12 protein-coding genes are annotated in these 12,511 nt (G+C 70.7%); 5 read left to right on the forward strand and 7 right to left on the reverse strand.

The features are described from left to right. The coding region (locus tag VAE46_RS13250; RefSeq protein ID WP_322797419.1) for an AAA domain-containing protein at window positions 1-2,037 on the forward strand (2,037 nt) is incomplete at its 5' end. Window positions 2,038-2,043: 6 nt separating this feature from the next. Here the strand turns inward: VAE46_RS13250 and VAE46_RS13255 are convergent. The 3 genes from VAE46_RS13255 to VAE46_RS13265 form a co-directional block, all read right to left on the reverse strand. Beyond that, complete coding sequence (locus tag VAE46_RS13255; protein WP_322797420.1) at window positions 2,044-3,270, reverse strand: serine hydrolase domain-containing protein; 1,227 nt, start codon at window positions 3,268-3,270, stop codon at window positions 2,044-2,046. A 59-nt stretch (window positions 3,271-3,329) separates the two neighbouring features. After that, entirely contained in the window at window positions 3,330-4,100 is a 771-nt protein-coding gene (locus VAE46_RS13260; RefSeq protein ID WP_322797421.1) for an SIR2 family NAD-dependent protein deacylase, read from the reverse strand. Between the two features lie 74 nt (window positions 4,101-4,174). Then, entirely contained in the window at window positions 4,175-5,416 is a 1,242-nt protein-coding gene (locus VAE46_RS13265) for an acyl-CoA dehydrogenase family protein (protein WP_322797422.1), read from the reverse strand. 170 nt (window positions 5,417-5,586) lie between these two features. On the opposite strand from VAE46_RS13265, the gene VAE46_RS13270 reads away from it, so the two are divergent. Both VAE46_RS13270 and VAE46_RS13275 read left to right on the forward strand, forming a co-directional pair. Further along, window positions 5,587-6,906 carry an AAA family ATPase gene (locus tag VAE46_RS13270; protein ID WP_322797423.1) on the forward strand — a complete coding sequence of 440 codons (1,320 nt, stop codon included), beginning with the start codon at window positions 5,587-5,589 and terminating at the stop codon, window positions 6,904-6,906. Beyond that, window positions 6,893-8,275, forward strand: coding sequence for a hypothetical protein (locus VAE46_RS13275; protein WP_322797424.1), 1,383 nt, complete (start codon window positions 6,893-6,895; stop codon window positions 8,273-8,275). The genes VAE46_RS13270 and VAE46_RS13275 overlap by 14 nt, the downstream gene beginning before the upstream one ends. 1 nt (window position 8,276) lies before the next feature. Here VAE46_RS13275 and VAE46_RS13280 read toward each other — a convergent pair whose 3' ends face one another. Both VAE46_RS13280 and VAE46_RS13285 read right to left on the reverse strand, forming a co-directional pair. Then, complete coding sequence (locus tag VAE46_RS13280) at window positions 8,277-8,582, reverse strand: hypothetical protein (RefSeq protein ID WP_322797425.1); 306 nt, start codon at window positions 8,580-8,582, stop codon at window positions 8,277-8,279. A gap of 326 nt (window positions 8,583-8,908) precedes the next feature. Beyond that, a complete protein-coding gene (locus VAE46_RS13285) occupies window positions 8,909-9,358 on the reverse strand; it encodes a DUF6941 family protein (protein ID WP_322797426.1) in 450 nt (149 codons plus the stop codon). A 100-nt stretch (window positions 9,359-9,458) separates the two neighbouring features. On the opposite strand from VAE46_RS13285, the gene VAE46_RS13290 reads away from it, so the two are divergent. Together VAE46_RS13290 and lepB are read left to right on the forward strand one after the other, a co-directional pair. Beyond that, window positions 9,459-10,325, forward strand: a complete 867-nt coding sequence (locus tag VAE46_RS13290; RefSeq protein WP_322797427.1) for an enoyl-CoA hydratase/isomerase family protein — start codon at window positions 9,459-9,461, stop codon at window positions 10,323-10,325. A gap of 123 nt (window positions 10,326-10,448) precedes the next feature. After that, window positions 10,449-11,417 (forward strand): signal peptidase I, encoded by a 969-nt coding sequence (lepB, locus tag VAE46_RS13295; protein ID WP_322797428.1) that lies wholly within the window; start codon window positions 10,449-10,451, stop codon window positions 11,415-11,417. Between the two features lie 15 nt (window positions 11,418-11,432). Here the strand turns inward: lepB and VAE46_RS13300 are convergent, their stop codons facing one another. Together VAE46_RS13300 and VAE46_RS13305 are read right to left on the reverse strand one after the other, a co-directional pair. Beyond that, window positions 11,433-12,185 carry a tyrosine-protein phosphatase gene (locus VAE46_RS13300; RefSeq protein ID WP_322797429.1) on the reverse strand — a complete coding sequence of 251 codons (753 nt, stop codon included), beginning with the start codon at window positions 12,183-12,185 and terminating at the stop codon, window positions 11,433-11,435. 53 nt (window positions 12,186-12,238) lie between these two features. Further along, a partial coding sequence (locus VAE46_RS13305; RefSeq protein ID WP_322797430.1) for a hypothetical protein occupies window positions 12,239-12,511 on the reverse strand: 273 nt, incomplete at its 5' end.

Here is a 12,511-nt window from a genome sequence, read left to right on the forward strand (position 1 = left end):
GGGCCGGGGCATCCCCCCGCGGGCGCGCTGACCCCGGCGCAGCTGGCGGCGGCTGCCGGGCAGCTCGAGGCGCTCGAGGAGCTGCGCCGGCGGAGCGGCTCGGCCCTGCGGTTCCTCTCGCCCGGGTTCTACCGGGCGCGCGGCGCCGCCTCCCGGGCCATCGCAGCGGGGTATCGCGACCCGGGAGACGCGGGGCGCCGGGCGGCGGAGCTTCGGGCGCTGGCCGATCAGCTGGCAGCGGACAGTGCGCTGCTGGCCCCCCGGTTCGGCCGGGAGCACCCGCTTGGCGGTCCGCTGGGGGACGCTGCGGAATGGGCGGATGCCCTGCTCCCGGGGCTGGAGGCGTGGGCATCGCTCGATGAGGCGGCCCGGGCGCTCGACGAGCTTGAGACGCGGGGGATGCGGGCCCATGCGGCCGCCCTGCTGCGCGACCCCTCGGCGCGGGGGCGGCTGGCGGCGATCGTGCGCGCGTCAGTGCTGGGGGCGTGGGCACGGGCGGCGGTGGAGAGCCCCGGCATCCTCACGCCCGGGGAACACGAGCGGCTGACCGAGGCGCTGGCCCGGCTCGAAGGGGAGCTGGCGGAGGCCGCCCGGCAGGATGTCCTTGCGCGGGTGCGGGCAAAGCAGCACCGGGCGGCGCGCTCGCGTTCGGAGGCAATGCAGCAGCTGGCGAAATACCACCGGGCGAAGCGCCGGCCGGCCCTGCGGGTGATGCTGGCGCGGACCCGCGAGGCGGTGCAGGCGCTGAAGCCGTGCCTGCTGATGAGCCCGCTGGCGGCGGCGCAGTACCTCTGCCACGAGAACGACGGCGCAACGTACCGGTTCGACTGCGTCATCGTCGATGAGGCCTCGATGGTGCCGACCGCCGACATGGCGGTGGCGCTTTCGCTCGCGCCGCAGGCGATCGTCGTGGGGGATTCGAAGCAGATGCCGCCGACCAGCTTCTTCAGCCGGGAACTGGACGCCGGGGACGGCGCCGAAGAGGACGAGGAGGTCAGCTTCGAGAGCATCCTCGACGAGGCGGCGCCGGTGTTCCGCTCCACGATGCTGCGGGTGCACTACCGCAGCCGCGACGAGGCGCTCATCGCGTTTTCGAACGTGCACTTCTACGACGGGCGGCTGATCGCCTATCCCGATGCGTGGGGCAGCCGGCCGGAATCGGGGGTGCACTTCGAGTACGTGGCTGACGGCACCTACGGCCGCGGCGGCAGCCGCGCCAACCCGGCGGAGGCAGCGCGCTGCGTGGCGGTGCTCCGGCGGGAGCTGGAGGCTGGGAACTTCAGCCGGCAGGTCTCGATCACGTCGATGTCGATTGCGCAGCAGCAGGAGATCCTTCGGCAGGTGGAGATGGCCGCCGAATCGGACCCCGCCATCCGAAGGTGGCTGGAGGAGGGCGGGCTGGTGCGCAACCTGGAGACCGTCCAGGGCGACGAATCGGACGTGATGATCCTGAGCGTGGGCTACGGGAAGGATGAGGATGGGCGGCTGGTGCTGAACTTCGGGCCGCTTGGGAAGGAGCGCGGGGAGCGGCGCCTGAACGTGGCGATCACCCGGGCGCGCTGGAAGACGATCGTGGTCACTTCGCTGCGGGCGACGGATATCGACCCGGCGCGCACGAGCGCCACCGGGACGCTGCGCCTGCGCGACTACCTGGACTACGCCGATCGCGGGGTGGCGTCGCTGCAGGCGAGCGGGCGGTTCGCGCCGCGCGAGCCCGGCCCGTTCGAAGCGGCGCTGCGGGCCCGGCTGGAGGCCGAGGGGCTGCGGGTGGTCCCTGCGGTGGGGTCGGGCGGGTACACGGTCGACCTCGCCCTGGCGCACCCGGGGGACCCGGAGCGGTATGTGCTGGGCATCCTCTGCGACGGGCCGGGCTGGTGGTCGGCGCCAGCCTGCCGCGACCGGGAGATCGGCAACGCGGCGGTACTCCGGCGGATGGGCTGGCGCATCCACCGCGTGTTCGCCGGGGCGTGGTTTCGGGACCCGGAGACGGAGCTCGCCCGGGTGCTGGAGGCGTACCGCGCCGCCCTCAGCGGTTAGCGCGGCTCAATCGGCGAGGGCGCCGTAGACGATCGCGCGGAGTTCGCGCCGGATGTTGTAGGCGTTCGAGGGCATGAGCTGGGTCATGAAGATCACAATGAGGTCCTCGAGCGGGTCGATCCAGAAGGTGGTGGAGGCGGCGCCGCCCCAGGAGTATTCGCCGGGGGAGCCGGAGATCTGGGCGCGTGCCGGGTCGAGGGTGACTGAGAAGCCGAGCCCGAAGCCGATGCCCGCGAAGGTGGTTTCGGCCCAGCGGCCGAGGGCATGGCTGGCGAGGTCCTTGCCGTCGGGCAGGTGATTCTCGGTCATCAGGTCGAGGGTCTTGCGGCCGATGATGCGGCGGCCATCGAGCTCGCCGCCGTTAAGGAGGGCCTGGCAGAAGCGGAAGTAGTCATCGATGGTGGAGACGAGCCCGCCGCCTCCGGAGAAGAAGGTGGGTTCGTGCAGGTAGTCGCTCGAGGCCGGGTCATCGATGAGGCGGATGCCGTTGGGGGCGTAGCCGTAGCAGGCGGCGAAGCGGTGCTGCTTCTCGGGCGGGACGTGGAAGGCGGTATCGACCATGCCGAGGGGGGCGATGACGTGCTCGTGCAGGTAGCGGTCGAATCGCTGGCCGCTGATCACTTCGACGAGGTAGCCGCAGACGTCGGTGGAGACGGAGTAGTTCCAGTGCTCGCCGGGGGAGAATTCGAGCGGGAGCCCGGCGAGGGCTTCGATCATGCTGCGGAGGGTGCCGTTGAGCTCGGCCATGCCGATTTTCTTTTCGCGGTACATGGCATCGACGTTGGTGCGCTCGAGGAAGCCGTAGGTGAGACCGCTCTGGTGGGAGAGCAGGTCGCGGACGGTCATCGGGCGGGAGACGGGTTTGGTGACGAGCGAGGGTCCGCTGCCCATGACGTAGACGCGGAGGTTCTTCCACTCGGGGATGTACTTTTCGACCGGGTCATCGAGCTGGACGAGGCCGCGTTCGTAGAGCTGCATGAGGGCGATGGAGGTGAGCGGCTTCGTCATCGAGTAGATGCGGAAGATGGTGTCGCGGGCCATGGGGACGTTGCGCTCGCGGTCGGCGAGGCCGCAGGCGCTGAGGTGGCCGATTTCACCGCCGCGGGCGATGAGCACGAGGGTGCCGGCGAGGCGGCCGGATTCGACGTAGCGGCGCAGGTGGTCGTCGAGGTAGCCGAGGCGGGTCGGGTCGAGGCCGAGGTCGACCGGGTCGGTAACGGCGGTGGCGGTCACGGCAGTGCTCCGGGCGGTGATAGCACGCGGGAGCCTACCAGATCCCGGCCCGGTTGGGGCTAGACGGCAGCGACGATGCGGGGGAGCACCTGCCCGATCTGCTCGCGGATGAGGGCGTGGGCGAGGCCGTCGTACGGGGTTTCCTGCGCGTTGATGATGACGAGGCGGGCGCCGTTGCGGAGCGCGACCTCCGGCAGGTAGGCGACGGGGTAGACGGTGAGGCTGGTGCCGATGGCGAGGAAGAGCTCGCAGCGGGCGGCGGCGGCTTCGGAGCGGGCGTAATCGGCGGCGACGAGGTTCTGCCCGAAGGAGATGGTGGCGGACTTCAGGATGCCGCCGCAGCGGCGGCAGGGCGGGTCGTCCTCGCCGGCGCGGACGCGTTCGAGGACGCGCTCGATGGGGCCGCGGTCGCCGCACTGCATGCAGACGTACTCGCGCAGGTTGCCGTGGATTTCGACCATGCGCTCGAGGCTGTTGCCGGCCTTGAGGTGGAGACTATCGATGTTCTGGGTGATGAGGAGGTCGAGCCGGCCCTTGCGTTCGAGCGCGGCGATGGCGAGGTGGCCGCCGTTGGGCTCGGCCTCGGTCCAGAGGCCGTGTTCGACCCGGCTGCGCCAGGCGCGGACGCGCACCTCGCGGTCGGCGAGGTAGTTCTGGAGGGTGGCGGCCTTCTCGGCGCCGGGGTTGCGGGTCCAGAGGCCGTTGGGGCCGCGGAAATCGGGGATGCCGGATTCGGTGGAGATGCCCGCGCCGGTGAGGACGACGGTGGAGCGGGACTGGCGGAGCCAGTCGGCGACCTCGGCAAGGGGCGATTCGAGCGCTGCGGCCACGGGGTGCACCTCCTTTGCGGCCGGCGGCAGGCGCGGGCCGCTGCGGGACAGTGTACGAAGGGCGCGGACGGAGGTCAGGTGCCGGCGGGGCCGACGAAGGTGATCGGGCGGCCGAGGGCGGCGAGGCCGAGGGAGTGCTGGAGCTCGTCGGTCTTCCAGGCCATGACATTGCCGCCGACCATGTCGCGGAAGATGCGCTCCAGCGGGCGAGCGCGGACGTAGGCGTGGGCCCCGCAGACGCGCATGGCACCCATGGAGACCTCTTCGCTCATGCGGCGGAGATGGTAGACCGTGCGGACGAGGTAGCGGGTGAAGGCCTGCTGCGATTCGAAGGGGGTCTCGAGCCGGCGGACGGCCTCGTAGAGGATGATGCGGCCGGATTCGAGCCAGTGGTCCATGTTGCCGATGGCGATCTGGGCCCAGGCCTGGTCGGCGCGGTAGCCGGCCGGCGCGGCGCCGAGGGTGACCATCGGCCCGGCGAGGTAGCCGTGGCGCTCCTGCACGTAGTTGACGGTGAAATCGAAGGCGGCCTGGGCGAGGCCGAGCCAAATGGCGAGGATGCCGAGGGCGCCGCGGGCGCGCATCTGGGCCTGGACGTTGATGACCTTCGCCTGGGCTTCCAGCAGCATGCGGAGCATGGCCGCCGGGATGATGAGCACCTCGCTCTTCGGGAGGCAGGCCTCCTCGGCGACGATGTCGTGGCTGGCGGTGCCGCGCAGGCCCATGGCGTCCCAGTTGCCGAGGACGCGGATGCCGGGGGTGCAGAGCTCGGGGATGGCGATGACGACATCGGGCTCCTGGCCTTCGGGCTTGTCCAGGAGGCCGCCGGTGAGGGCGTACTTGGCGCCGTCGCTCATGCTGGCGAAGCCGGCGCGGCCGTTCATGACCACGGTGTCGCCCTCATCGCGGAAGCGGAAGCCGGCCTGGCGGTTATCGAGCTGGCCGGTGGGGATGGAGCCGGGCCCGCAGATGAGGGCGCCGTTGCGGCCGATATCGGCGAGGACGCGGTTGCGGCGCTCGAAGGGCGGGAGCGATTCGAGGAAGCTGGCCACGAGGACGTGCATGTTGAGGGCGACGGCGGTGGAGCCGTCGCCATAGGCCACCTCTTCCATGATGCGCATCTGGCCTTCGGGGCTGATGCCGAGCCCGCCGAGCTCGGGCGCAAGCGCCATGGAGGGGACGCGCAGGGCAAGGAGGTCGTCGATGTTCTCGCGGGGGAAGCGCCCTTCGCGGTCGTAGACGGGGGCGCGTTCCTGCCAGGGGCCGCGGGCGAGTTCGCGGACGCGTTCGATGAGGTCGAGTTCCCACGGTTCCACAGGCAGCTCCCGGGTGAAGTCTTTCGCTTGCGGCAAAATACTAGCGCATTCCGATGCAAGGCGACGTCAGCGCCACAACCCGGGGCGCCGCGATCTGCGGTATCTCCCCGATCAATCGACGTGATCTATCTGGTGTATTGTATAGGCCCAGCCCCCCCGTGAGGGCGCGAATGCGCGACCCGGCCAGCCTGCTGATCCCCGCTGACGGCCGCCCGTATGTGTACCGCGGCGAGCCGCTCGATGTGCCGCGCGCGGTGGAGGCGCTGAAAGGGGCGCTGCTGCGGGTTTCGGAGGCGCTGCCGGGGCGGGTGCAGCTCCTCCAGCAGACCGCGCTGGCCCTGCTGACGCGGCGGCACCAGCTGCTGATCTCCCGGGCGGGCACGGGCAAGTCGCTCTACGGCGACAGCGTTTTCAGCCAGTTCGAGGGCGACGTGTTCAAGGCGCAGTTCAGCCAGGGGACGCGGCTGGAGACGATTCTCGGCGGGCTCGACCTGAAGCAGTTCCACGAGGGGCGGCTGTGGCACAACACCGCGCATTCGCTGGTGACGGCCGATTTCGCCTACCTCGATGAGTTCATGAACGCGAATGATGTGGTGCTGGAGGCGATCCTCGGCATCCTCAATGAGCGGCGCTTCCAGCAGGGCGAGCAGCAGGAAGAGGCGCGCCTGCACACCGCCCTGGCGATGACCAACCACCTGAAGTTCTCGGCGATCGCGGAGCCGGTGCTCGACCGGTTCATGTTCAAGGCCTCAATCGACCCGGCCGGGGACGCGCTCAACGACCTCCTGATCGACCTGGCCTACGCGAAGCACCACGGCCGGGCCCAGCCGCCGGAGCACCGTATCCCGTTGGCGACGCTGCGCGAGCTGAGCGCCATTGTGCTCGGCGAACACCCCGGGCGGAGCATCGAGGCGCCGCACGACATCCTCTTCCTCAAGAACGAGGTCATCGACGCCTACCTGATGCGGTATGCGGCGCGGCACCGGGCGCAGGCGAACGGCGCCCGGCCGGCGGCGGATGGCTACGTTTCGCCGCGCACGAAGGCGGCCTGCCGCGACGTGCTCAACGCCTCGGCGCTGCTGCACCACCGCGACACGGTCGACCGCACCGACCTGGCGGCGCTGCGCTTCGTGCTGACGATCATCCCGGGCAACGACCGGGCGCTGCACGACCCGGCGCAGGACATCTTCGCCGAGGCGCTGCAATCGACGCTGCAGGGGTACACAGAGCGCGACCTGGCCACCGTGCGGGAGCTGACGGCGATCGCGCAGTCGTTCCACCTCTACCTGCACGGCATCCCGGTGGAGGCACAGCACACGCACCGCGGGCTGATCCGCTTCGTGCTCGCGCTCATCGGCAAGTCGAACTGGCAGGACGTGACCTACGAAACATTCCTGGAGGCGCTGCGCGGGCGGGAGATTACGAACCCTCGGGTGAACGCCCTGCGCGAGGAGATCCTGGAGGAGGTGCTGGAGTATGGCGGGGAATAGCCGGCCCGCGGACCTCGCCGGGGCGGCGCCGGCCGAGCGGATGGCCGCCGTGCAGGCGGACCTCGCGGCGCTCTACCGTTCGTGGCAGATCCTGGACCTCGTGGGCGAAACGGCCGACGCGCTGCCCCCGGAGTGGCTGCGCATCCTGAACATCGCCCGGGTGCTGCGCGAAGGTCTGCCGCTGGCGGGGGTGGAGGTGCCGGAGCACCTCGCCCGGCTGGTGCGGCCGGCAAAGCCGGAGTACGAGGTCATCGAGCACCGGGAGCGCAAGCACCGGGTGGTCTACCCGGTGATGCCGGATACCCGGGTCGAGCCGCTGCGCACCATCGAAGACCTGCCGCAGGTGACGATGCCGGACCTGCTGCTGCGCGACCTCGACCCCGAGATGTTCGAGTACCGCCTGCTCAGCGGCGGCATCAACGGGGTCTACTTCACGGACCCCGGCCCGGCCGAGGAGGACTACGACGAGGTGCGGGAGGAGCGGGTGCTGAAGAGCCGCCCGCTCGGTCGGCGCCGGCAGCGGGTGTATGCCCTGCTCGATATTTCGAACTCGATGCGGGAGGCCAACAAGCTGCTGTTCGCCAAGGGGCTGCTGATGGCCTACCTTCTCACGGCCTGCGAGGAGCGCGCGAAGATCTACTTCCGCACCTTCGCGAACCGCGTGCACCCGCGGACCGACTGCCTGGCGCCGGCGGACTTCCCCGTTCTCGCCCGCCGCGTGCTGACGGTGACGCCGGACGGTTCGACCGATATCAAGGCGACGCTGGCCGCGGCGATTGGCGATATCAACGCGCTCGACGGCGTAGGGAAGGAGCGGCAGGCCTTTGAGGAATCGTCGACCGAGCTGCTGCTGATCTCGGACTGCGAGTCGTACTCGGTGCCATCGATCCCGCGGGGAATCCGGCTGCATACGGTGCACCTGAAGGGCGGGCCAATGCCGAAGGGGTACGCGCCGTCGTTCGACCAGATCCGGGGGGCGAGCACCACCTTCACGGAGATCGACACGACGCGGCTGGTGCTGCCCCACTCGCTGCGGGAGCGCTGGCTGCTGCTGCAGGATGGCCGGCTGGCGGGCGACAGCGCCGGGCCCGGGTTGGAGGCAGGGCAGCGGCCGGGCGACCGCCTCGAGCGGCGGAACGCGCTGCTGCGGGCGTACGAGCGGATGCAGGAGCAGCCGGGGGGCCGTGAGCGCCGGAGGGGCGCGGTGGCCTTCAGCGCGCCGGGGCTGAGTGTGGGGCTTTCGCCGCGGGCGCTGTTGCGGCGGTGGCTGCGCCTCCTGCGGCGGCTGCTGCACCCGGGGGGCAGCGCGCCGGCTGCGGCGGGGAGCGTGGCGGCAGCGGGGGCGGTGCAGTTCCGGGTGCGGCGGTAGGTCAAACGAAATAGAGAACGCCGTCGAAGAGCACCGCCTTGGGATCCGGCCGCCCGGAGCCGCCGATGGTGCCGTCGGCACGAAGGTAGCGATGCAGGCGCGCAACGACCTGCCCGGACCGGTCGACCACCGCAAGCAGTTGACTTCGGGTGCACAATGGTTCTGCGGCCCGCAGTGGGCTCGGGTGGTCGTCCTTCTCGATATGCAGGGACAGCTCGCCGGACCTTACCCGCTCTTCGAAGCCGCCGTTGTTATAGAGTGCACGAAGCTCGCCGGGAGCGAGCCGCTTGCGAGGGTACTCAGCCATGCCAGCAACAACTCCGGCCACGGTTCGCGCGAAGGTGATCGACCTGCTCGAGGGCAGGCTGAGCCTGGACGCGTTTCAGGAGTGGTTCGCCGGGGCTGCGTGGGATGCCGGGGGCGACGAGCTGGCGCGCACGATTTGGCTCCGGCTGAGCGAGTTCAGCTCCGGGCACTGGAGCGAGGACGCGCTTCGCGAGGTGCTCCGGGGCGCGCTGAACAGCGCGCCGATCGACCTGGGGAATTCCAGGGCCGGGTGGGAAGGCGGAAGCGGCGGCACCACGGTTCGGCAAACGGCGCCCGGAGCAGCCCGCCAGCAGGCTGGCGGAGCTATCAGCCCGCGACGACCTGACCAAGGAACACTCGCAGCGGCATCCGGGTGAACGGTCGCTCGTCCAGTGCCACGTCGATCCAGTAGACGCCTTCCTGGTCGGGTCGGAACGGGAAGCGCACGATGGCTCGGGCGCCGCGGTCGTCGCCTTCGAGCAGGACGGGCACGGTCAGCCTTGTGCGGACCAGGTCATCGGGCCCGCGCAAGCTCAGCGACAGGTCGTGCCGACCGCGGGCATCGCCAGAGACGAACGCCACCACCGCGTAGAGCGGGATTTCGACCGCCTGGAGGTCGAACTCCCCGGGGCCAAGGGCGGTGAACGTGATGCGGTCGATGACCCGGATCAGGCTCAGCACGCCGGACCTGTCTTCGATGACGTTTTCGCAGATGGCAGCGAGCTGGAGGTACGGGCCGTGGAGCCGGGGTGAGCTCTGCTGTGGTTCGTCCGGCACGGGGGGAGTATGGCAGCGGGGGCGGTGCAGTTCCGGGTGCGGCGGTAGGCAGCGGAACGGGCGCCTATACTGCCCGCACCAGTCCCTGGGGAGGTTCGCCATGTTCGAAACAGGGGAGTTTCGCGGGTTTGAGGTGCGCCTCGAGCCGCCGGGCATCGCCGTCATCACCTTCAACCAGCCGGAGCGCCTCAATGGGCTCGCCCAGCCGATCAAGCGCGACCTCATCGAGGCGCTGACGCAGGCACAGATGGATGATCGCGTGCGCGTAGTGGTCTTCACCGGGAGCGGCCGGGCGTTTTCGGCCGGCGACGACATCACCGGGCGGCCGCTGCCGGGCGGGCGCTCGCTGGTGCCCGAGATCTACCCCGGCCACCGCGAGCCGATCGGCACCTACGAGGGCCTGCGGGTGCTGTCGCAGGCGCTCAACACGGCGGTTCGGCAGCTCGATAAGCTGACCATCGCGGCGATCAACGGCATCGCCATCCAGACCGGGCTTTCGCTGGCGTTGAGCTGCGACTTTCGCATCGCTTCGAAGGAGGCGCGGCTGGGGAGCGCGACGCTCCGCTTCGGGCTGCTGCCGGACGAAGGCGGGCAGTACCTGCTGGTCCAGCTGATGGGCGTGGGGAAGACGATGGATTTCCTCATGCGGAAGCGGATCGTGAGCGCGGAGGAGGCGCTCGCGCTGGGGCTGGTACACGAGGTGTGCGAGCCCGCGGAGCTGATGGACCGGGCGATGGCGCTGGCGCGGGAGCTGGCCGACGGGCCGCAGGTGGCGATGCGGCTGCTGAAGCGCACCATCTACAACGCGGCGGAGCTGAGCTGGGCGCAGGCGCTGGACGATATCGCGGCGAAGACGGCCATCAGCGACCACCACCCCGATGCGCACGAGGGGGTGGCGGCCTTCCGCGAGCGCCGGGAGCCGCGGTTCAACGCGTGGCTCGAAGGGCGCGAGCCCGGCTGGTCCTGAGCGCGGAAATTTTCGATGCCGGCCCTGCGCCGTGGCCCGCCGGGTGACGATCCCGTAAACGAAAGGACCGGACTCGCCCCCTGCGGGGTGGCCGGGCGGTGACCGATGTGGCCTAATCAGGCTATGGACGATGCGCCGCGCGCCGGCCGACGGCTGAACTGGCCCGGCTCCGGAGAACCCGGCCCGGCCGAGCCGGCCGAGGCGGTCGACCCCGCCGGGACGTGGGTGGCACCGGCGGAGGAGGCAGGGACCGGCGCTTCGCCCGAGACGTTCGACTGGCTCTTCCGCGACCCCCGCCGGTTGGCGCCGCAGCACGAGGCGCGCGGGCGGGAGGCCGCGCGGCCGCCCGTCTTCCTGCCCCCCGAGGCGCCGTCGCCGCCGGTTCGGCCGGCACCGGCCCCGGCAGCAACCTTCCCGGCGGGGAGTATCGACCTGCCCGCTGCGGCCCCGGAACGGGCGCGTGCCCGCGCGGCGGGGCTGGTGCGGGAGGTGCTCGAAACGGTGCTGCTCGCCCTGCTGGTCTTCCTCTCCGTACGGGCGAGCGTCCAGCACTACCGGGTCGAGGGCGCCTCGATGTACCCGACACTCGAGGATGGGGAGTTCCTGCTGGTGAACTCGCTCATCTACGCCGAGGTGGACGTGCAGAAGCTGGCGCGCTTCGTCCCCGGCTGGGACCCCGGGCCGCCCGCGGCTCGATTCCTTTTCCATGGGCCGGAGCGTGGGGACATCATCATCTTCCACCACCCGTCGGGGGTGCACCGTGACCTGGTGAAGCGGGTCATCGGGCTGCCGGGCGAGACGGTCGAAATCCGCGACGGGGCGGTCTACATCGATGGGCGCCGGCTGGAGGAGCCGTACCTCGCGGGCGCCGAGCGGCCGACGGGCGACCTTGCGCCGGTGGTGGTGCCGGAGGGGTCGTACTTCGTGATGGGCGATAACCGCAACCACAGCCAGGACAGCCGGGTGATCGGGCCGATCCCGAAGGAGCTGATCGTGGGGAAGGCGATGCTCACGTGGTGGCCGCGGGAGCGGTTCGGGCTCGCGCCGAACGCCGAACCCCGGCTGGCCGGGGCAGCTGGCGCAGGGGAGTGAGCCGGGCCCGGCTCCTCAGCCGATGAGCAGTTCGCGGACGGCGTCGATGGTGCGCTGCGAAACGCCCTGGCGGAGGAAGAAGGGTTCGGCGCCGCCGTAGCGCTGGTGGAGCAGTTCGATGAAGCCGGCCATGTGATCGGGCGGGGTGGCCAGGCGGGCGCGGATCTCCTCCTCGGTGCCCTCGAGCTGGCGGCCGCTGGCGCGGAGGTAGGCGAGCAGGCGGTCGATGCTGCCGTTGCTGAGGGCGTATTCGTGGGCGATATCGGCGGGGTCAGCGCCGAGGACGTCCATGATGAGTCCGATGAGCACGCCGGTGCGGTCCTTCCCGGCGGTGCAGTGGACGAGTACCGGGTAGCGGTGGTCCTCGGCGAACAGTTCGAAGGCGCGGGCGATGCGGTCTCCGCCGATTTCGAGGTACTGCAGGTAGCGGCCGGGCGAGGGCCCGGGACCGTAGAGGGCGTTGAGCTCGGCGATGAGCCCCTCCTGGGCGATGCGCTCGGGGAAGAGCGAGAGGCGAATGACGCGGTCGCTCAGGGGGTGGGGTTCCGGCGCGTGGACGAACTCATCGGGGTGGCGCAGGTCGAGGATGGTGCGCAGGCCGATCGTGTGTTCGAGCAGGGCGCGGTCGGCGGGGGTCATCGGTTCGAGGGCGCCGGAGCGGTAGATGCGGCCGGGCTGCATGGTGCGGCCGCCGGCGACACGGTAGGGCCCGACAGGCCGGAAGTTGTGCACGCCTTGGAGGTCGCGGGGGACGGCGGTTTCGTTCATGCGTCGCTCACTTCATCGTAAGGTGCGGCGGCGGGCGCCATGTTAACGGCCGTTCACGGGCCGCATTCGGCGGTGCCGACGGCCACATTGAGCACCGCCGTGCGGGACTGGCCATCGGCGAAGATGCCGGTGAGGGTGATGGCAAAGCACCCCTCGGAGGGAAAGGTGACGGTGACGCCGTGCTGGTCGCGGAAGGTTCCGGATGGGGTGACCCAGGTGACGCGCAGCGGCACGGGGTTCGAGGCATCGAAGTAGGTGGCGGTGGCGCCGACCTCGACGCGGGCGGGGCCGGCGATGGCGGCGTAGGGGCCGGCGGGGGTTGGGGT

The sequence above is a fragment of the Tepidiforma sp. genome (assembly GCF_034433535.1).
Lineage (GTDB): Bacteria > Chloroflexota > Dehalococcoidia > Tepidiformales > Tepidiformaceae > Tepidiforma.